Origin of the sequence: Nocardia sp. NPDC049220 (genome assembly GCF_040647855.1) — a bacterium.
GTDB lineage: Bacteria > Actinomycetota > Actinomycetes > Mycobacteriales > Mycobacteriaceae > Nocardia.
The window spans coordinates 1,165,182-1,185,016 of the sequence record NZ_JBEZDA010000001.1 but is presented as its reverse complement, the minus strand read 5'-3'; the positions used below and the strand labels follow the sequence as shown (position 1 = coordinate 1,185,016).

Sequence of the window (19,835 nt, the reverse complement as noted above, 5' to 3'; positions counted from 1 at the left end):
TGGCCGATTCGATGCGTACGTTCACTAATCGGCCCGCCTCCCGAGGTCCGGTGCCTGATAGTCGAATGTCGCCTCCTCCAGCGCCGTTCGAGCCGCCGCCACGATGTCGGCGCCGAGCAACCGGACATCGAGCGGTACTTCCTCCAGTGGATCGAGCTTGCGTTTCTTCTGCGGCAGCGGGTCACCGGGCGACCACACCGGCAACTGCTCCGGTTCGACCAGCGTCCACTCCTCGTACCAGGGCACCTGCCACAGCTGTCCGGACAGCGAGCCGACCACGTCGCGGTAGCGTCGGATCTCTGGGGCGATCCTTCCGGGTCGCGCCGCGATGGTGATCAACCCGAGCACGTCGGAGGGACCGGCCAAGCCGGAAAGATGCTGGCGCAGAAGGTCATGGGCGCGAGTCAGCCCGGCTATGGTCTCCCTGGCGACCAGGACGACGAACGGACTTTCGCGGTCGAAGACGCCGGGCCAGCGGCGGCCCGAATCCGCCGCGGGCGCAAGCACATGCGCGAGGGTACTGGCTCCGGCACCACCGTGCACACCCAGCAGCCACACCAGCGGAGCACGGCCGACACCAGGCACCGGACGATCCCAGATGGCGGCGCGCCGGGACTCCGGTGGCGCGATCACACCGGCGGGCGCGGGTTCGGGCTGGCGTGGATACATCATGGCGGCGGTCATGATGCCACCCCGACGAGCAGCCGCCCATATGCCCGTCGCGTCTCGGCGGCCAGTGCCTCGTGCCGGACGAGTTCACCGCGGGCCAGATGCGGATCGTACGGAACTTCCTCGATGTCGCGGACCCAGCCGGACAGATGCTCACGCAAATGATCGGCTACCCGCGAATCGTCGTCTGGATACTGGTGTGAGACAACGATTGTCGTATCACCGACAATGCCGCTCCCCTGCCCCACTGCGGTATCACCGAACTGGTCGTCGAGCCACTCCAAGGCGACGCGGAGCCGGTTGGCCGCGTCGTTGCGCGCCGGAATCACCAGCACCAGAGCAACATCCGCATCGTCGAGCAACGGACGCAGTTGCCTGCCCGCAATCGGAGTCCCTCCGTCGTACACCGCCGTATACCCCGCGTCGCGCACGGCACGGGCCACCGTGAGGTATGTCGCACGTCTGCGCAGTGGCTCAGCGTCGCGCCACAGCAGGCCGATACCCGAGGTGGCACGCGACAGACATTCTTTCAACGGCGCGGGTTCATCCCCCCCGCGTCCGTACAACCACGACTGTAGGCTGATCGGGTGCAGATGCTCATCCGCACCGCGCAGCGCGAGATCACTACCCGCCGCCGTCGCGTCCACCGCGACCGTCGGCGTGCCGTCCATACCGAGCTCGCCCGCGATTCCCAGCACCGTTGTGGTGGTACCCGCACCACCGCATCCGCCAACCACCAGAATCGGGCGCTGTAGTGGATGTACCGCCCCGGAACCGTCGTCTTTACCGCGCCGCAATCGCACCACCGGAGCCTTGGAGCGCACCGGCCGACCCGACGATTCGCCCTCCTCGGGCGCCTCGTCGAGCCAGCGGCTCCAGTCCTCTCCCATCGCTTCTGCTCTCCTTTATCCGGCCACGATGCCCGTGATCAATGTGCGGCCGCCGATCACCGCTGTGGTGACCGTTTGCTTGTTGTACGTCGAGGGAACGCCGCCTGACCGGTACTCGGTGACCTCCACCGAATACCGGTTGTCGCCGATCTCCACGATCCGCACGCAATGCGCGGTCCCCGCCGGCACTGTGTCGATGCCGCGCTGGATGACCCAGGCCGGCTGAACAGCGGCATCCGGGGCGACGACCTCTCTGGCTCTCGCACCGGAACGCTCGACGTAATAGGCGTACTGGAACGACAGCACCGCGTCCGGCCCCGAGCCTGTACCACCCGCCTCCGCACTGCGTACGATCGCGTCGCCACGTTCGGTCGGGCAGGCACCGCCGGCGACCGGGCGCGCACCGACGCCGGCCCGCGCGCTACCGACGGTGAACTGCACCGAGGCGGGCACGAGCGAATCCTTCGGCGCCGCGGCGCGGTTGCCGGAGGAATGCATCAAGAACAGGACGCACAGACCGGCCGCGCCGAACAGCACCACCGCGACGATCAGGACGACAACCGCGCGGGCCCGGCGCGCGGGAGCACGCTCGCGGACGGCGCGGCGCGGCGCGCGGGATGCCGGCGGACGGGCCCGATCTACTTGGCCGTGCTCGTCGTCGGCCCACGGGAACTGTGCGAAACCAACCTGCCGCGGGACGACGTAATGGTCGTCCGGGCCAGGGGCGCGACCGGCCACCCAATCCGACCAGCCGCCGATGAACTCGCTGCGCTGCGCGGGGAGATCTGCCGGAATGTCGTCGGATGGGCTGCGCCGCGGCTCGTCGTCTTCGCGGAGATAACGCCGACCGCGCGCGGGCTCGTCGTCTTCCTTCCCGGAGCTCGCTGCATCCGGGTGCACTGATTCCGGCGCGCCCTTGTCCGGCTCGAGGGCGCCGTACCAGCGGGAAAGTTGTTTGTACGACTTCAACATTCCCCCATTCCCGCAGAGCCGGGTACGTGGTGTCGCATCGTCGGACCCTCTCGGCGATCAGTTGGAGAACGGGTAGGTGCGGGATGTGCCGGATCGATCGGTGGGCGGAATCGATGTCACGCCTCCGGATGAGGCGCCATCGGCTCCTGTCCCAAACGGAAATTGTCCCGTACCGGACGAAGTCGGCGTCGGCGACGCGCCGGAACTCTCCCCGAAGAATCCGCTCGGTCGCCTGGCCGCCGCGCCTCGTGGCTCGGTGTTGCCGCCGAACCGGTCGGCCACATCGCGGGCTACGGCGGCGAACCAGTCGGCGACGAACTGGGTGGGCGATTCGCCGTTCGCCGCGACGGTCGCGCTGGCATAGGCGCCGTGGCGGCGGATAGTGTCCCAGTACCGCACCCAGGTGGTCGTGTTCAGCAACTCGCTGTTGTCGGTGATGTTCTGCACGACCGCATCGAACGCCTCGGTGACCAGCCGGACGCCCGTCGTCGGCGGAATCAGCTGCGGCGTCGCGTCGGACAGTTCCGTGCTGAGCCGCAGCAGCGCGGCAGGTGGATTCGACAAGCCGGCAGTCGCCAGCGCCGAGACAGCGGCCGGGTCGATGATCGTCTTGACCACCGTTGCCACCGCGTTCAGACCGATCATGCCGACCTTCAGCAGGGCTTGCAGCGCGCCGGGCAGATCGAGCGGAGTGCGCGGGTCGGACGCGTCGGCGAGACGTTGTGAGATCGACTTGCGCGGCGAGATCGATAGGGTGGCCAGCGAATTGCCCTGGATGTCCTCGTCGACGACCTCGGTCGCGGTCTTGATCGAGGTGAACGCCAGCGCCTGCGCGATCGACATCAGCGAGGCGATCGGGTCACCGCCGCTGAGTCTGGACTGGCCGACCAGGTTGGCGACCGCTCCCAGGATCGGAGCGCCAGCCGGAGCATCACATGCGAGATCGCCCGCCGCGCAGAAGCTGGCCACACGTCCGGTGAGCGCGCCGAAATCGACTGCTCTGTCGCGTTCCGGGCCGATGCCTCCGCCTCTGGCCGGCACCTGCTGTAGCGCGACGATGGATGCGAGCCGCCCGCCCGACGTGCCCGGCGCGGCATCCGGTGTCGCCTTGCCGGGTGCGCCGGGAAACAGTGGCGCACCGGAATTGCGGGTCGGGTCGGCGAACAGCGCTACCGCCGCTACCTTCTCAGCGGGTAGCACGCCGTTACCCTGGCCGACCTCCTGCGCGAACACCGACGCGACGTGGGCGCCCTGCGAGTAACCGACCACCGCGAAGCGCGTGTTCGGGCACGTGTCGGCAACAGTGTCGGCCATGGTCCGCAGACGGGCGAGGCCGCCGGTCACCGACTCGGAGTACGGCACCGCGCTTCCTGCCGTAGCGCCACCGAAGCCGGATTCATAGGGCACATAAGCCCGATCGACCAGGCCCGGATCGGCAGCCCTGGCCATCATCGGCCGGAACACCGTCGAGAGCATGCCGGTGTCCGTGGTGGGGGCGGCGTCCGGCGACGACTCACCTGTTCCCTGAACCCCCAACGCGTACAGCGCAGGACACGTGGCGAGTTCGATCTTCATCGAGGGGCCCACGGGATTCGGCGGTTCCGCTATCGCAGTTCCGGCGGTCGCCACAGTTACGGCGAGTGCGACCAGCATCCCCGGGAACCCTGCCGAACATCCAGTCATAGCAATCCGCAATCAAGTCGTGTTTGCCGCAACTACCCTCAACACCATGAAACGCAATAGACCGTAACAGATTCCAGCCCTAGCTGCCGCATCGGCGGAAATCTTCCATGAAACATCAGCTCACACGCGACATGCCATGGCACGCCGCGGGATACGGTCCGACAAGTTTCCGACAGGCTCGGGCGGCGACCGATTTCGTCGGCGCGCCACTTGATCACGCGAAGGCCCTCGAGCTGATGGCTAGTTCACAGCTACCCGCAAGGGCGGTAGATGTCCGCCGGTCAGGCCGCGGAGGTGACACGGTAGACGTCGTAGACGCCTTCGACGTTGCGCACCACATTCAACAAGTGCCCCAGGTGTTTCGGGTCGCCCATCTCGAAGGTGAACTTGCTGATCGCCACCCGGTCGCCGTGCGTGGCGACCGACGCGGACAAGATGTTCACCTTCTCGTCGGCCAGCACCTTCGTCACGTCCGACAGCAGCCGGGTACGGTCCAACGCCTCGATCTGGATGGCGACCAGGAACACCGAGGATGGTGAGGGCGCCCAGGACACCTCGATGATCCGTTCGGCTTGGTCACGCAGGGAGCCCGCGTTGGTGCAATCGGTGCGGTGCACACTCACCGCGCCACCACGGGTCACGAAACCCATGATCTCGTCGCCGGGTACCGGGGTGCAGCACTTCGCCAGCTTGGCGACGGTGCCGGGCGCCCCGGGAATCAGCACTCCCGCGTCGCCGGTGACCCGCTGCCTGCTCGGCGTCGTCGACGGCGTGGAACGCTCGGCCAGCTCGTTTTCCACGTCGCCGATGCCGCCGAGCTGGGCCATCAACCGCTGCACCACGTGGTGCGCGGACACTTGGTGCTCACCGACGGCGGTGTAGAGCGTGGAGATGTCGGTGTAGTGCAGTTCGTGCGCGACCGCGGTCATCGCATCGACGCTCATCAGCCGCTGCAACGGTAGTCCGACGCGACGGACCTCCTTGGAGATCTGCTCCTTACCGCTCTCCAGGGCCTCCTCGCGCCGCTCCTTGGCGAACCATTGCCGAATCTTTGCCTTGGCCCGCGGCGACACCACGAAGTTCTGCCAATCGCGACTCGGTCCCGCGTTCTGCGCCTTCGAGGTGAACACCTCGACGACCTCACCGTTCTCCAGCTGACGCTCCAGCGCGACCAAGCGCCCGTTCACTCTGGCGCCGATGCAGCGGTGACCGACCTCGGTGTGCACGGCATAGGCGAAGTCGACCGGCGTCGACTTCTGCGGCAGCGTGATCACATCGCCCTTCGGAGTGAACACGAAGATCTCCGGCGATTTCAGGTCGAAGCGCAGCGATTCCAGGAACTCGGCCGGATCCGCCGCCTCACGCTGCCAGTCGAGCAACTGGCGCATCCACGCCATATCGTCGACCTCGGCGGTGTCGGTGGAGTGCTTGCCGCGGGTCTCCTTGTAGCGCCAGTGCGCGGCGATGCCGAACTCGGCGGTACGGTGCATGTCCTGCGTGCGGATCTGCACCTCCAGCGGCTTGCCGTCCGGACCGACCACGGTCGTGTGCAGCGACTGGTAGACGCCATAGCGCGGCTGGGCGATGTAGTCCTTGAACCGGCCCGCCATCGGCTGCCACAGCGAATGCACCACACCGACCGCGGCGTAGCAGTCGCGCACCTCGTCGCAGAGGATGCGGATACCGACCAGGTCGTGAATGTCGTCGAAGTCCTTACCCTTGACGATCATCTTCTGGTAGATCGACCAGTAATGCTTGGGGCGACCTTCCACGATCGCGCTGATCCGCGAGGCGGCCAGCGTGTTGACGATCTCGGCCCGCACCTTCGCCAGATAGGTGTCGCGTGAGGGCGCACGGTCTGCCACCAACCGAACGATCTCGTCGTACTTCTTCGGATGCAAAATTGCGAAGGCGAGGTCCTCCAGTTCCCACTTGACGGTCGCCATTCCGAGACGATGAGCAAGGGGTGCAATGACTTCCAGGGTTTCCTTGGCTTTCTTGGCTTGCTTCTCCGGCGGCAGGAAGCGCATGGTCCGCATATTGTGCAACCGGTCGGCCACCTTGATCACCAGCACGCGCGGGTCGCGCGCCATCGCGATGATCATCTTGCGGATCGTCTCCGCCTCGGCGGCCGCGCCGAGGTTGACCTTGTCCAGTTTGGTGACGCCGTCGACCAGGTGCGCGACCTCGGTGCCGAAGTCCTCGGTGAGCTGCTCGAGGCTGTAACCGGTGTCCTCGACCGTGTCGTGCAGGAGCGCGGCCACCAGCGTGGTGGTGTCCATACCGAGTTCGGCCAGGATGTTGGCGACGGCGAGCGGGTGGGTGATGTACGGGTCACCGGACTTGCGGAATTGATGCTTGTGCCGATCGTCGGCGACGTCGAACGCGCGTTGCAGCAACGTCAGGTTCGCCTTCGGATACAGCTCACGGTGCACGGTGGCCAGCGGCTCGAGCACCGGTTTGACCGCCGCGATGCCGCGCTGACCGGTCATCCGGCGCGCCAGCCGCGCGCGTACACGGCGCGAGGCCGAGGTCGGGACGGCAGCGGGGGCGCCGGGCTGCCGCGGGGGCGCCGCACTCTCCGCCGCCAGCGGATTCTGCTGTGCAGCATCAGTGGCGGCGCCATTCGACTTCGGGGTCGCTGCCGCTTGCTCGACCTTCGCCTCGCCCAGATGCTGAGTCATGCCACCTACTCTCCGCGCCTCGATCGAACCACCCTATCCGACCGCTGCAGCCGCCCGGACCACCAACTTTAGTCCGGCCTGAACGCGCATGTCCGATCAGCCGACACCGAACGCGCGCGGGCGGCAACGGACGAGCACCCGGCGGAGAGTCCGATCACCACAGCAACCGTGACATATCGGACGCAGTTGCGGCCGCCGGACCGGGAATGTGTCACCGGAACGTGGCCCGGCCGACCGGCAACAGCCCCGACGTTCCCGGGCCGAACGACGACCGACAACACAGACGTGCGTCGTGTCTCCAGCTGCGACTACAAGAGTCCGCGACGGTGGCGATCTGGACCCGGCCGGGACAGACGGCATCTACAGCGGCGTTCGGATCCGGCCGAGGGTTGCTGGACGCAGGCTGGGCCGAACCAGCCGCCCACGGACATACCGGTGGCGAAACGGACTTCCGCCGGCCCCGATGTGCGCGAGCGCACATTGCCCGTTCACTGAACTTCGTCCCGTCGGATGTGGCACCGGCTACGGGCTGGGTACCGTCGCCCTATGACCGTCGCCCGCTCTCTGCTGCTGTTCCTCCTCGCTGCGCTCGCGGAGATCGGCGGCGCTTGGCTGGTCTGGCAGGGCTGGCGGGAGCAGCGTGGCGTCGCCTGGATCGCCGCGGGAGTCGTGGCCCTCGGCGCCTACGGATTCGTCGCCACCTTTCAGCCCGACCCGAACTTTGGCCGGATCCTGGCCGCCTACGGCGGTGTGTTCGTCGCGGGCTCGCTGGCGTGGGGCATGCTCGTCGACGCATTCCACCCCGACCGCTGGGACTACCTCGGTGCCGCCATCTGCCTGGTCGGCGTCGCGGTCATCATGTATGCGCCGCGCCACTGACTATGTCGTCCCGACCGGCACCAGGTCGGCAGGTGGGGACACTCGAACGGACGCGGGCTGGGACGATGTCGCCGAGATCGCCCACTAGCTCGCCCATGTCTCGGCCAGCCCGTCCGTGGTGAGCTGCAGCCGCCGGGTCACCCCGATGTCGTCGAAAAAGCGCGGATCATGGCTGACCACGATCAGCGCACCCTCGAAACCGGCCAGCGCCTCCGTGAGGTGCCGCAGACTGGACAGGTCGAGATTGTTGGTCGGCTCGTCCAACAGCAGCAACTTCGGTGCGGGTTCGGCGAGAAGCAGCATCGCCAGCGCAGCCCGCAGACGTTCACCACCGGACAAAGCCGAGGCTGCGACGTCGGCGTCCGCGCCACGGAACAAGAAGCGGGCGAGTTGGGTTCTGATCCGCTCCGCCGAGGCGTGCGGCGCCGTCGAGGCCACATTCTCGAACACCGACCGCTGCTCGTCGAACACGTCCAAGCGCTGCGGCAGCATTCGCCACGGCACCTTCGGTCCTTCCGCCGCGAGGCAACGCAGCAGCGTGGTCTTTCCGACCCCGTTGCGCCCGGTCAGCGCGATGCGCTCCGGTCCGGACACCCGTAACGTCACGGTCGGCCCGCATTCCAGTTCCCGCTGATCCAGTGCGATCACGTCCTGGCCGGGATAGAGCCGGGTGCCAGGCAGATCGACCCTGATCTCCCGATCGTCGCGCAAACGTTCCTTCGCCTGCTCGAGTTGCTCCTTAGCGGTGTCGAGTTTCTCGATGTGGTTGTTGCGCAGTTTGCCCGCCGAAACCTGCGCCTGCCTTTTGCGTTCGCCCATAACGATTTTCGGCTCCCGCTTCTGATTCCACATCTTCTGCCCATAGCGCTGCCTGCGATCGAGTTTGATGCGTGTATCCGCGAGCTCGCGCGCCTGCTTGCGCACGTCGCCACGCGCATCCCGGATCATTGCGCGGGCAGCCTCCTGCTCGGCCTCGATAATCCGCTCGTACTCGCTGAATCTGCCGCCGAACAGCCGCAGTTCGCCGTGCCGCAACTCCGCGATGGCCGACATCCGCTCCAGCAGTTCGCGGTCGTGGCTGACCGTGAGGACCGTGCCGGAGAACTGCGTGATCACCTCGTAAAGTCGTTCGCGGGCAACCCGATCCAGATTGTTCGTCGGCTCGTCCAGCAGCAGCACATCTGGTTCGGCAAGCAACTCGGCAACCAATCCGAGCAGCACCGTCTCGCCGCCGGACAGGGTGTCCAGCGTGCGATCGAGTTGCGCGACCGAATCGGCGAGGTACTGCAATCCGAGCCTGCCCAATAACGCGACTGCCCGCTCTTCGACATCCCAGTGATTGCCGACGGTATCGAAATCCGCCTCGGCGACGGTCCCGGATTCTATTCGGTGCAACGCCTTTCGGACCTCGTCGATGCCGAGCACGGCATCGACGCGCTGTCCCGGGGCGAGACCCAGGTCCTGCCGCAGATACCCCAACTGACCGGCGACCGTGATCGACCCGCGCGCGGGCTTCAGATCCCGGGCGATCAACCGGAGCAGCGTCGACTTGCCCGCACCGTTGCCGCCGACCAAGCCGATATGACCGACGCCGAGGACGGCGTCGAGTCCGTCGAACACCGAGGTGCCATCCGGCCAGGAGAAAGTGAGATCGGAAAGAGAAAGATTGGGCATCGTGGCTCCCGAGATGGCAACGGATACACGGCGCGCGAATGCGGGCCGTCCGAAGGGCTACCTCAGAAGAGCAACGGCATGACTCCGATCAACGGGAACGAGACCCGTACAGCTTAAGCACAGTTGCGCCACGCGCGCCAGCGATATTCCGATCACACCGACATCGTGGCGCGCTCGTGGGACCTGTCAGATCCGCACGATCGAGGTGAGCGGATAGTCCCCCTGCCGGTCCCGGCCGTTGAGGAAGGTCAGTTCCAGCACCACCGCTGCGGCGACGACTTCGGCGCCTGCCTGGTGGAAGAGCCCGGCAGCGGCGGCGAGGGTGCCGCCGGTGGCCAGCACGTCGTCCAGCAGCAATATCCTGCGGCCCCGCAGATCGACACCATCCGCCGGGATCTCCAGCGCGGCGGTGCCGTATTCGAGGCTGTATTCCCGATTGATCACCGGCGGCGGAAGCTTGCCCGCCTTGCGGACCGCGAGCACGCCGGTGCCGAGAGTCGCGGCGACACCTGCCCCGAGCAGGAAGCCGCGCGCGTCGATGCCCGCGACGAGATCGGCGTCGGGCGCACAGCCGGCAAGACAGTCCACGACCGCCCGGAAACCCTCGGCATCGGCGAAGACGGGAGTGAGATCCGCGAAACGTACACCAGGTGTGGGGAAGTCGTCACGCCACCGGGTCAGCTGGTCGACCATCTCGGCGGCCCTGGTGGACCGTTCGGCGGCAACGTCTTCGGACTCGATCGCCGCATGTTTGCTCATCCTCATCGACACCTCTCCATGAACATCACCCACACCGTCTATCACCGCTCGAGCACCCACCGATCCATATTCCAGCCGGACCCGGCCTGGGTGGGACCCGCGATACCGTTGCGCAGCCCCTTGCCGAAGGCGATGGTGCGCGGGGTGGCGAACAACGGGATACTCGGCAGTTCCGCCCACAGCAGGTTCTCGGCATCCGTGAGCAGATTCAGCTGCGCGGTCGAGTTGTCGTCGGCCGCAAGCTGATCGGTGATCGCATCGTAACGGCCATTGCCGAACCGCCCGACATTGAGCCCGCTACCGGTACGCAACGAGCTGGTCGCGGCAACCCCGGCGATCGATCCGGCCGGACCGGGCACGGCCGCGGTGCTGCCCAGAACGGCATCGACCCTTCCCTCGGCGAGCTGAGCGGAGGTGAAATCGGGCGATCCCGCATCTATCACCGTGATGCCTGCCGGTTTGCACGCCGTGGCGATCATGGCGACGGTCTGCGCCCGGCGATCGTCCGGACGGAGGTAACCGATGCGGATGGTCGGGTTCGCCGCACCCGACGCGGCGACCGCCTTGGTCGCGCCGGTCACGTCGCCGCCGGAGAACCGGTCGGCCGCACCGATGACCGCCGGATACAGCAGCGAATCCTGCTGTACGAGATGGGCGTTCAGCGGGCCCGAGCCGAGTCCGGTCTTCGGCGCGTCCGGCACCTTGCCGAGCTTATCGAACAGCGCCTGGCGCGGCAGACACAGCGCGAACGCCCGGCGGGCATCGAGCGAGGCGAACACTCCCCCGGTCGCCAGCACCAACTGTTCGGCGCCACGTCCGGCCACGGTGCGCATCGAAAACCCGTCCAGGCTGAGGTCTTTCACCGAGCCCGCGCCGACATCGACGACACCGACGGCGTTTTCCGCGATTTTCTCCTTCAGATCGATGGTCTTGGGCAAGACCACGATGCGCCCGGTCTCGGCCTTGTTTCCCCACCAGCGCTCGTTGGCGACCAGCACCAACCCGTCTTCCTTGCTGAACGATTCGATCCGGTAGGGCCCCGAGGAGGGGAACCGGGACAGATCCAGATCGCCGCTGGCGGGAATAGTCCAGCCGGTATTCCAGAATTCGGCGAGCCTGCCGAGGGCGTTCGAATCACCGGTTTGCACGGCGGACACCACAGTGGGCACATTCGCCACCCGCGCCGCGACGTGCGCGGGCATCAGCTCGCCCGCGGTGAACAGGTTGCGCCAGGGCAGGTAACGCCGACCGGGCCGGAAGACCACGGTGGCATCGCGCGAACCGGTCTGGCAGTCGATCCGCTCGATATCGGAGTAGCCCGCGGTGCTGGCGGCGTCGAAGAGCGGAAGCGGCCCGCGATCACCCGGTTTGGTGAATCGCCCGCTTCGAGCGGCCCAGGCGAGTACCAGGTCGTCACACGAAGTGGGCACGCCGTCGGAATACACACCGTCCGGATTGAGCCGGTACTGGATGGTCTGCGCCTCCCCGGGCACCTCCTTCGCGGTGCCCAGGTCGGTGTCGGCGACCTGCTGGCCATCCGGCCCGGTGTAGAAGAAACCGGTGAGCACTCGGGCGAATATCGCACGAGAGCCGGAAGCGGCCCCGAGCGTGCTGCCGCCGTTGTAGCTGGCGATGGTGGCGTCGGTCGCGTATCCGATCGACGGCACGTGGTTCGTGCTGGAGCAGCCGACCACCGGCCCGGCGGCCAGGGTGCCCGCAACAAGCGCTCCGATCAGTCGTCCTGCTGTGCGTGGCTGTCGCATGGAACCCCTCCGCCTGTTGTCAGTTCCGCCTTTTGTGTCGTTTCCCGCTCGGCCTGGCGCCTGGCCGGGGCGCCGATCCAGCGGAGCGCTGTCTGCTCGGCGACTCGTCGAAGTCCCGGCCCGCCGCCATGGTGGCCCTGCGCTCGGCCGCGACACCGGCGCGGGCTCCGGCCGCGTTTGCCCGCTTGGCCAGCACCCGCTTGGTGTGCGCCGCGACCGGTCCCCAGCGCTCTTTGATCGACACCAGTAGCGGCGTCGCGAAGAATATCGAGGAATAGGTGCCGACCAGCAGGCCGACCAACTGGACCAACGCCAGGTCCTTGAGGGTGCCGACGCCCAGCATCCAGACCGCGATCACCATCAGGCCGACGATCGGCAGGATACCGATCAGTGCGGTGTTGATCGAGCGCATCAGCGTCTGGTTGATCGCGAGGTTGGCCTGCTCGCCGTAGGTGCGCCGGGTCAGGTGCAGGATGCCGTGGGTGTTCTCGTCGACCTTGTCGAAGACCACCACCGAGTCGTAGAGCGAGAAGCCGAGAATGGTCAGGATGCCGATGACCGTCGCCGGGGTGACCTCGAATCCGACAATCGAGTACACGCCGGCGGTCACGGTCACATCGAAGGCCAGCGCGGCGAGTGCCGCTATCGCCATGTGGAACTCGAATCGGACCGCGATGTATACCGCGACCAACACGAGGAATACCGCGAGGGCGATGAGCGCCTTCTTGGTGATCTGACCGCCCCAGGTCTCGCTGACGTCCGAGGTGCTGATCGCGGCCCGACTCGGATTGCCGTTCTTGTCCTTCGGCTGGAACTTGCCGAACAGCGAGTTGTTCAGCGCCTCCACCTGGCTCTGGTTCAGCGCCTTCGAACGGATCAGCATCGTGGCCGATCCACCGGTGCCGACGGTCTGTACGGACACCGGATCGGTGCCGATCGTGCCGCGGTAGATCTCCTCGACCTGGCCGGTGGTCGCGGTCCCAGCCGGGAACTGGATCCGCGAACCGCCCTCGAAATCGATACCGAAGTTGAATCCGCGGAAGATCATGCTGCCCAACGAAATCAGCACGATCACGGCGGTGATGAGGTACCACATCCGTCGCTTGCCGATGACATCGATGGCGCCGGTTCCGGTGTAGAGCCGGTTCAAAAAGCCGTGCTTCGGCGAAGATGGCTCGTCGACGACCGCCGCGAAGACATCGGTGATCTCGGTCGGACTCACCTTGCCGAGTGACGGGGTGGTGTGGCTGTTGGTCATCGCGTCCTCACGCCTTCCCGAGGGCGGCCTCGGCCGCCTTCCGCTCACGGGCTACCTGCTGGATCGCGCCGAGTCCGTTCACCGACGGCTTGGACCAGAACGCAGTCCGCGAGGCGATCAGCACCAGTGGCCACGTCACCAGGAACACCACGACCACGTCCAAGATCGTGGTGAGGCCGAGGGTGAACGCGAAACCCTTCACCTGGCCGACCGCGAGGATATAGAGCACCGCCGCGGCGATGAAGCTGACCGCGTTGCCCGACAGAATGGTACGGCGGGCACGCTGCCAGCCGCGCGGCGCCGCGGAGCGGAAGCTGCGGCCCTCTCGCATCTCGTCCTTGATGCGTTCGAAGAAGACGACGAACGAGTCGGCGGTCATGCCGATACCGATGATCAAACCGGCGATACCGGCGAGGTCGAGGGTGAAGCCGATCCATCGCCCCAGTAGCACCATGATGCCGTAGACCGCGAATCCGGACGCCACCAGGGACAATCCGGTGAGGAAGCCGAGCATTCGATAGTAGAGCAGGCAGTAGAGCAGCACCACGACCAGACCAACCGCACCCGCGATCAGGCCCGCTTTCAGTGAAGACAGACCCAGCGTCGCGGACACCGTCTCGGCCTCGGAGGTTTGGAACGACAATGGCAGCGAACCGTACTTCAGGGTGTTCGCCAGTTCCTTCGCTGTCGAAGCGGTGAAGTTGCCCGAGATCTGCGTGCGGCCGCCCTGCTGCGGACCCTGCTGCACAACCGGCGCACTTACCACCTTGGAGTCGAGCACGAACGCGACCCGCTTGTAGACATACTCACCGGTCAGCGTTGCCCACGCGTCACTGCCGGCGGACTTGAACTCGAGGGAGACCTCATGCCGAGCCTGCTGCTGGTTCAGTCCCGCACTGGCGTCCTTGATCTCCTGGCCGTCGATGCGACTCTTGTCGAGCAAGAACACCTCGGTGCCGTCGGTAGAGCAGCTCACCAACGGCAGGGCGGGGTCGTCGTTGCCGGTCAGCGGATCCGGCTTGGCGCAATCCAGCGAGCCCAACGCGGCCTGTTGCACGGACGGATCGGTGCTCTGACGCTGCGCCTTGGCCGCCTGGATCTCCCGGGTGGCCTCCTCGGTGGGATTGAGGCCGGGATTCGGCGACGGCGGGGCCTGCGCGGGGAACACACGCTGCTGCGGAGCCGGCGTCTGCTCGGAATGCGTCGCCTCCGGCGAACCCGACTGGGCGCCGGGCACGAGCTGCGTAGCGCTGGGCACCGACTGCGCACCAGGGGCGAGCTGCGCACCGGGCACCGGCTGCGCACCGGGCACCGGCTGCGCGCCGGGGGCGAGCTGCGCACCCGGGACAGACTGTCCACCGGGTGTGGGCTGTGCGCCGGGCACCGACTCTGCACCGGGCGCAGGCTGCGCACCCGGAGTGGTTTGCGGGGTCGCACCGCGCCCCGCGGCGGGCACCGCTTGCAAAACGGGTCGAATGTAGAGTTTGGCGGTGGTTGCCAGCGCACGCGCTTGTTGCCCATCGTCACCGGGCACGGTGATGACGATGTTGCTGCCGTCGATGACGACCTCGGACCCGGATACGCCGAGGCCGTTCACCCGGTTCTCGATGATGTCCTGTGCCTTCTTCAGGCTGTCCTGGCTCGGTTTGCTGCCGTCCGGTGTCCGGGCCGATAGCGTGACCCGGGTGCCACCTTGCAGGTCGATGCCGAGTTTGGGTGTAAAGGACTTGTCACCGGTGAAGAACACCAGCGCATAGACCACGGCCAGCAGCCCGGCGAAGACACCGAGCAGCCGGAGCGGGTGCGCCGATCCCTGGGAAGGTGGCACAGTACGTCATCTCCTAGGCGGAATTCGAGGATGGAACAGGCGGACATGCACCAACGCCGCCGGGTGCGCGGACGGGGCCGCGGCGACTTCCGGCGCGCGGGGCACAAACCAGTAGAAGAATCAGTCCTTGGTCAGCCGGGTCTCGGTCTGCTCGGCGGATTCCTCGAGGGCGTCGGTCGCGGACGGGCCCGTGGCATCGGCGCTGGTCGGCTCCGAGTCGGTCGCGTCCGAGCCCGTGACATCCGAGCCGGTCGCGTCCGAGTCCGCCGGATCGGCGCTCACCTCGTCTTGGCGCACCTCACGGACAGCCTGGCGCAGCCACGTGGTGACCACGTCCTCGGCGATCTCGAGGTCGACCGTGGTGTCATCGAGTTCGACCACGGTGCCGTAGAGCCCCGATGTCGTGATCACCTGATCGCCGACCTTCAGGCTGTCCTGCATGTTCGAGACCTTCTCGGTCTCCCGCTTCTGACGGCGGACACCGAGGAACATCGGCACGAGCAGGGCTACCAGTAGCAGTGGAAACAGAAGTTCCATCGTCGAAGTCAGTCCCTAGTTTCGTGGGTGGGATGGACAAGTACCCACACAGTCTGCCAGTTCGTTGCGTCGGCGCCACACCCGCACACCCGCTGGGCAGCTACGACGCTCTTCACACACCGACTCGCCACCGATCGGCGGGACCGTGTGTGCCGCCGATCGGTGGCGAAGTTCAACCGGTCGTACCGTAGGCATAATCGTCCAGGGGGAAGCTGACCGCCTCTCGGTGCGCGTTGAGGGTGCTGGTGGGACGCAGCAGGGCGGCCTCGCCGTGCGGGTTGAAGTAATAGCTGCGTGCGGTGGCGCAGTCGCCACCGTAGAAGACCGAGGAGCCGAGCTTGGTGGTCACGCGGTCCAGAAAATCGGCGTTGGCCCGCTCGGTCACCTCGAAGGTGGTCTCGCCGCGGCGCCGTAACTCGCCGAACAGTCTGCCCATGTGCTTCATCTGCGCTTCGATGGTGGTGAAGTAAGACAGCCCGCTGTAGGAGTACGGGCTGTTGAGGCTGAGGAAGTTCGGGAACTTCGGCACGGTGATGCCCTCGTAGGCCTGGAACCGGTTATCGCGCCAGAACTTTCCGAGGTTCATCCCGCCGCGGCCGATGATCTCGATAGCCGGAAAGTTCACGTCCCACAGGTTGAAGCCGGTGGCCAGGATCAGCGTATCGATCTCGGTTTTGTGCCCGTCGACGGTGACGATGCCGTCGGCCTCGATATGGTCGATCGGGGTCGTCTCCAGTCGCACGTGCGGCTGATTGAACGTCGTGAAGTACTGGTTGGAGAACGTGGGCCGCTTGCAGCCGAAATCGTAGTGCGGTGTGAGCTGCGCACGCGTCTGCTTGTCACGTACCGATACGCGCAGGTGCGCCTTGGCCAGCACGCCCGCACCCTTGTTCATCAGCTTGACCTGTTTGAAGTGCAGTACACCGGCCACCATCAGCGCCTCGAGCATGCTCGTGTTGATCAGCCGCGCAACCTTCTGCGTGGCGGGGACGCGCGCGAACAGCATCCGGATGGGGGCAGGGATCGCCGCGTCGATCTTCGGCACCACCCAGATCGGGGTGCGCTGGAAGACCGTGAGCGCCTCCGCCTTTTTGGCGACCTCGGGCACCAATTGCACGGCAGTGGCGCCGGTGCCGATGATCGCGGCTCTACGGCCGGCGAGGTCGAAGTCGTCGTCCCATGCGGTGGTGTGGATGATCTTGCCCGCGAACCCGTCGATACCCGGAAACGGCGGGGTGTAGGGCTGGGAGAGGAACCCCGTCGCGGTGAGCAGATACCGGCCGGTGATCGTCTCGCCGCCGGTGACGGACACCACCCACTGCTCGTGCTCCTCGTCCCAGCGGGCGCCGTCCACTACGGTGCCGAACCGCATCCGCCGCCGTAAGCCGTACTTGGCGGCGACGTGCTCGGCGTATTTCTTCAGTTCCGTGCCCGGCGCGAACAGCCGTGACCAGTATGGGTTCGGCTCGAACGAATACGAGTAGGTGACCGAGGCGATATCGACTGCCAGACCCGGATACCGGTTGACGTGCCAGGTGCCGCCGAGATCATCTTCGCGCTCGAGAATCACATAGTTGCTCAGACCGAGCCGGTCGAGCTCGATCCCCGCTCCCATACCGCCGAATCCCGCACCGACCACGACCGCGTCGTACTGAGGCGCCACGCCGAACCTCCTGCAGCTGAACCATACCGAAACACGGAATGACACATCATTCCGTTTGCGACGACTGTATCATCGTGGGCGTGACGAAGCCATCCACCCGTGCCGAACGACGCAAAGCCGAACTGCGCCAAGAGATCATCGACACCGCGTTCGCCTGCTTCGCGGAGGAGGGATATCACGCCACCGGGATCGCCGACATCGCGGGCCGCCTCGGTATCGGGCACGGCACCTTCTACCGCTACTTCAGCAACAAGCGCGACATCATCGACCACGTCATCGACGACCTGGCCGCGCGGATCATCGAGGCACTCGGTACCGAGAACGCCCCCGACGCCGCCGTGACCCTCGACGATTACCGCGGGCAGATCGACCGGATCGGCACAGCCCTCACAAGAATCCTGATCGCCGATCGCCGAGTAGCCCAGTTACTGCTGTTCCACGCCACCGGCATCGACGACGAACTCACCCAACGGCTGTACGGGCTGCTCGACACCGCCGACGCACTGACCGCGGGCTATCTCGACCACGGCGTCGAACGCGGCTATCTGCGTGCCGACCTGGATACCGTGAACACCGCGCGAGCAGTGACCGGAATGCTGATCGCCGGGATTGTGCACGCGCTGCGCGACCCGGACGAGAGCGCGATCGTCGCGCTGAACCTGGCAATCCGCCGTGTGCTCGTCGACGGGGTCCGTAAAGACTGAGCGTTCGCCAGCCCCCGCCTAGGACGGGACCGAGATCTGACGGGTCCGCCAGGGCGACGGCCTCATCCGCGAATGGGCAGGGATTCGAAAAGCGCACTTTCGTGCGGGCCGGCGCACCCAGCCTGACAGAATGTCGCCCGTGAGACCCGAGCATGTGAGCCGGATCAGTTTCGCGAGCCCACCGGTCGGGCATCGCGGCTACCACGCCGACGAGGTGGACGCCTACCTCGACTTGGTCGTCGCGACCTTGGCCGGACGGGGCGCTCTCGCCGCTGACGACTTGCGCAACGTCACCTTCGACGCGGCACGCCCCGGCGGGCGAAGCTATCAGGCCGACCAGGTCGACGAATACCTGGACCAGGTCCGGGTAGAACTCGAGTTCCGCCAGCGCGGCAACCAGCCGGTGCCTGCCGCGAATGGCTGCGGGCAGGCGCTGCTCACCCCCGACGACGTGCACCGGATCCGGTTCACCCAGGCGCAGGCTGGACAGCGTGGGTACCACGAAGAAGAGGTCACCGCCTTCCTGGACCTGGTCGCCGCGAGCCTGGCGCACGACGGACCCGGAAGCCTGACCGTCGCCGACGTCCGTTCCATCCGCTTCACCGAGGCCAGAGTGGGCAGCCGCGGCTACCAACGCGACGAGGTCGACGCCTTTCTCGACCTGGTGGTCACCGCCTTCGGCAACGCCGAACAGAACCATCGTTGGACCCACCGCAACAACTGACCTTCGCCGACCGCACCTACCCAACGCGCTCGACACCGAGGTCACGCGATGCCACGAAAGCGGGTCAGTCGAAAAGATCGAGGGTGGGATGCGGCTCGCGGCCGCGGACCTCGATGGCGTTGAAGATCAGGTCGGGCGGGGCAATCAGGCCGAGATGTTCCCAGGCGGCGGCGGTGGCGACGCGACCGCGAGGGGTTCGGGCGATCATGCCCGCACGGACCAGGAAGGGCTCGCAGACCTCTTCGACGGTGGCGGCTTCCTCGCCGACCGCGACGGCGAGGGTGGACACGCCGACCGGGCCGCCGCCGAAACTGCGGACCAAGGCGCCGAGGACGGCCCGATCGAGGCGGTCCAAGCCGAGGACGTCGACGTCGTAGACGTCCAGTGCGGCGTGGGCGATGGGCCGTGTGATCCGTCCGTCGGCGCGGACCTCCGCGTAGTCACGGACCCGGCGCAGTAGCCGGTTGGCGATTCGGGGGGTGCCGCGGGAACGGCCCGCGATCTCGGCCGCCGCGTCATGATCGATGCCAACGCCGAGAATATGCGCCGAACGCCGCAGGATCCGCAACAACTCGTCGGCCTCGTAGAAGTCCATGTGTCCGGTGAAACCGAACCGGTCGCGCAGCGGGCCGGTCAGCGCTCCGGACCTGGTGGTCGCTCCGACCAGGGTGAACGGCGCGATGTCCAACGGAATCGAGGTCGCGCCGGGGCCCTTGCCGACGACCACGTCGACGCGGAAGTCCTCCATCGCCAGGTAGAGCATCTCTTCGGCGGGGCGGGCCACGCGGTGGATCTCATCGATGAACAGCACATCACCTTCGACCAGATTGCTGAGCATGGCGGCGAGATCACCCGCCCGCTCCAGCGCGGGACCCGACGTGATCCGCAGGGCAGTGCCGAGTTCCGCCGCGATGATCATCGCCATGCTGGTCTTGCCGAGGCCGGGCGGGCCGGACAGCAGGACGTGATCCGGCGTGCTGCCACGCTGTTTGGCGCCACGAAGCACCAGTGCGAGCTGTTCGCGCACTCTGGGCTGGCCGATGAAATCGTCCAGAGATTTCGGGCGCAGGCTCGCCTCGACCTCGCCGTCGGACTTCAGAAAAGCCGCGCTGACCTGCGATTCGGTGGATTCCTCTTCGGACTGCACG

The 19,835-nt window shown here is 66.6% G+C and carries 16 protein-coding genes; 3 read left to right on the top strand and 13 right to left on the bottom strand.

What is annotated here, in order from left to right; all coding sequences use genetic code 11:
* Nucleotides 1-24: 24 nt before the first annotated feature.
* The 5 genes from AB0C34_RS05245 to AB0C34_RS05225 all read right to left on the bottom strand — a co-directional run bounded on the left by AB0C34_RS05245 (nucleotide 25) and on the right by AB0C34_RS05225 (nucleotide 6,898).
* A complete protein-coding gene (locus AB0C34_RS05245; protein ID WP_357067603.1) occupies nucleotides 25-684 on the bottom strand; it encodes a hypothetical protein in 660 nt (219 codons plus the stop codon).
* Complete coding sequence (locus AB0C34_RS05240) at nucleotides 681-1,559, bottom strand: hypothetical protein (protein ID WP_357067601.1); 879 nt, start codon at nucleotides 1,557-1,559, stop codon at nucleotides 681-683. Before AB0C34_RS05240 ends, AB0C34_RS05245 begins: the two co-directional genes overlap by 4 nt.
* A 15-nt stretch (nucleotides 1,560-1,574) precedes the next feature.
* Entirely contained in the window at nucleotides 1,575-2,531 is a 957-nt protein-coding gene (locus AB0C34_RS05235) for a hypothetical protein (RefSeq protein ID WP_357067599.1), read from the bottom strand.
* A 57-nt stretch (nucleotides 2,532-2,588) separates the two neighbouring features.
* Entirely contained in the window at nucleotides 2,589-4,184 is a 1,596-nt protein-coding gene (locus tag AB0C34_RS05230; protein ID WP_357067597.1) for a cutinase family protein, read from the bottom strand.
* Nucleotides 4,185-4,495: 311 nt separating this feature from the next.
* Nucleotides 4,496-6,898 (bottom strand): RelA/SpoT family protein, encoded by a 2,403-nt coding sequence (locus tag AB0C34_RS05225; protein ID WP_357067595.1) that lies wholly within the window; start codon nucleotides 6,896-6,898, stop codon nucleotides 4,496-4,498.
* A gap of 546 nt (nucleotides 6,899-7,444) precedes the next feature.
* Between AB0C34_RS05225 and AB0C34_RS05220 the strand changes: the two genes are divergently transcribed.
* Complete coding sequence (locus tag AB0C34_RS05220) at nucleotides 7,445-7,777, top strand: YnfA family protein (protein ID WP_357067593.1); 333 nt, start codon at nucleotides 7,445-7,447, stop codon at nucleotides 7,775-7,777.
* Nucleotides 7,778-7,861: 84 nt separating this feature from the next.
* On the opposite strand, the gene AB0C34_RS05215 is transcribed toward AB0C34_RS05220, so the two are convergent.
* The 7 genes from AB0C34_RS05215 to AB0C34_RS05185 all read right to left on the bottom strand — a co-directional run bounded on the left by AB0C34_RS05215 (nucleotide 7,862) and on the right by AB0C34_RS05185 (nucleotide 17,259).
* A complete protein-coding gene (locus AB0C34_RS05215; RefSeq protein ID WP_357067591.1) occupies nucleotides 7,862-9,451 on the bottom strand; it encodes an ATP-binding cassette domain-containing protein in 1,590 nt (529 codons plus the stop codon).
* 186 nt (nucleotides 9,452-9,637) lie between these two features.
* Nucleotides 9,638-10,210, bottom strand: a complete 573-nt coding sequence (locus AB0C34_RS05210; protein WP_357067589.1) for an adenine phosphoribosyltransferase — start codon at nucleotides 10,208-10,210, stop codon at nucleotides 9,638-9,640.
* Between the two features lie 41 nt (nucleotides 10,211-10,251).
* The gene (locus tag AB0C34_RS05205) at nucleotides 10,252-11,973 is read right to left on the bottom strand and encodes an ABC transporter substrate-binding protein (RefSeq protein WP_357067587.1); all 1,722 of its coding nucleotides are present in this window, start codon (nucleotides 11,971-11,973) and stop codon (nucleotides 10,252-10,254) included.
* A 19-nt stretch (nucleotides 11,974-11,992) separates the two neighbouring features.
* Nucleotides 11,993-13,231: a protein translocase subunit SecF gene (gene secF, locus AB0C34_RS05200; RefSeq protein WP_357067585.1), complete on the bottom strand. Its 1,239-nt coding sequence runs from the start codon at nucleotides 13,229-13,231 to the stop codon at nucleotides 11,993-11,995.
* A 7-nt stretch (nucleotides 13,232-13,238) separates the two neighbouring features.
* The gene (secD, locus tag AB0C34_RS05195; RefSeq protein WP_357067583.1) at nucleotides 13,239-15,059 is read right to left on the bottom strand and encodes a protein translocase subunit SecD; all 1,821 of its coding nucleotides are present in this window, start codon (nucleotides 15,057-15,059) and stop codon (nucleotides 13,239-13,241) included.
* Nucleotides 15,060-15,179: 120 nt separating this feature from the next.
* On the bottom strand, nucleotides 15,180-15,596 hold the full coding sequence (yajC, locus tag AB0C34_RS05190; protein WP_357067582.1) for a preprotein translocase subunit YajC: 417 nt from the start codon (nucleotides 15,594-15,596) through the stop codon (nucleotides 15,180-15,182).
* A 172-nt stretch (nucleotides 15,597-15,768) separates the two neighbouring features.
* Nucleotides 15,769-17,259, bottom strand: coding sequence for an NAD(P)/FAD-dependent oxidoreductase (locus AB0C34_RS05185; RefSeq protein ID WP_357067580.1), 1,491 nt, complete (start codon nucleotides 17,257-17,259; stop codon nucleotides 15,769-15,771).
* Between the two features lie 38 nt (nucleotides 17,260-17,297).
* Here AB0C34_RS05185 and AB0C34_RS05180 point away from each other — a divergent pair, with 38 nt between their 5' ends.
* Together AB0C34_RS05180 and AB0C34_RS05175 are read left to right on the top strand one after the other, a co-directional pair.
* Nucleotides 17,298-17,963 carry a TetR/AcrR family transcriptional regulator gene (locus AB0C34_RS05180; RefSeq protein ID WP_357067578.1) on the top strand — a complete coding sequence of 222 codons (666 nt, stop codon included), beginning with the start codon at nucleotides 17,298-17,300 and terminating at the stop codon, nucleotides 17,961-17,963.
* Nucleotides 17,964-18,093: 130 nt separating this feature from the next.
* Nucleotides 18,094-18,687 carry a DivIVA domain-containing protein gene (locus AB0C34_RS05175; RefSeq protein WP_357067576.1) on the top strand — a complete coding sequence of 198 codons (594 nt, stop codon included), beginning with the start codon at nucleotides 18,094-18,096 and terminating at the stop codon, nucleotides 18,685-18,687.
* A 64-nt stretch (nucleotides 18,688-18,751) separates the two neighbouring features.
* Here the strand turns inward: AB0C34_RS05175 and ruvB are convergent, their stop codons facing one another.
* Nucleotides 18,752-19,834, bottom strand: a complete 1,083-nt coding sequence (gene ruvB, locus AB0C34_RS05170; protein WP_357067574.1) for a Holliday junction branch migration DNA helicase RuvB — start codon at nucleotides 19,832-19,834, stop codon at nucleotides 18,752-18,754.
* Nucleotide 19,835: the final 1 nt, after the last annotated feature.